Below are 405 nucleotides of genomic sequence, written 5' to 3' on the forward strand. Positions count from 1 at the left end.
CGGCTCACGTAACAGCCGGACCCTGAATGCGCTATCGGTTTCAGCTGGCAGGCGGCTAAGGTCGCCTCCGCAGAAGTCGCGCGCCGCCATGTCAAGAAACGCACCCGTCGCGGTGGAAACGCGGGTTTGAAGGGACGTGAACTCCAGCGCCGACCAGAGCGTGTCGAACGTGGCCGCGACGCCCTGTAGAACCGTTCCCAGCACCGGCGCATCCGCCGAGAACCAACCTTTTGGAAGGACTGCCGCGATCCGCGCGGCGAAGCTTCCGCCCTCAGAGATCATATTGCCGAAACCAGACCAAGCACCAGCACCTCGTCAAATCGCGCTTGCAAGTCGCCGCCCCCGTTCAATGTGAGGCTGTTAACGCTGAAGACACTCGGACACGCCTGATGAATGGTCGCGATA

Annotated in this window: 1 protein-coding gene; it reads right to left on the reverse strand. The window is 62.0% G+C overall.

Annotation, left to right across the window (positions count from 1 at the left end):
* A partial coding sequence (locus R5H29_RS21715; protein WP_332329826.1) for a hypothetical protein occupies window positions 1–282 on the reverse strand: 282 nt, incomplete at its 3' end.
* Between the last annotated feature and the right edge of the window lie 123 nt (window positions 283–405).

It is taken from the genome of Stenotrophomonas sp. A3_2, from assembly GCF_036624925.1.
Lineage (GTDB): Bacteria > Pseudomonadota > Gammaproteobacteria > Xanthomonadales > Xanthomonadaceae > Stenotrophomonas > Stenotrophomonas hibiscicola.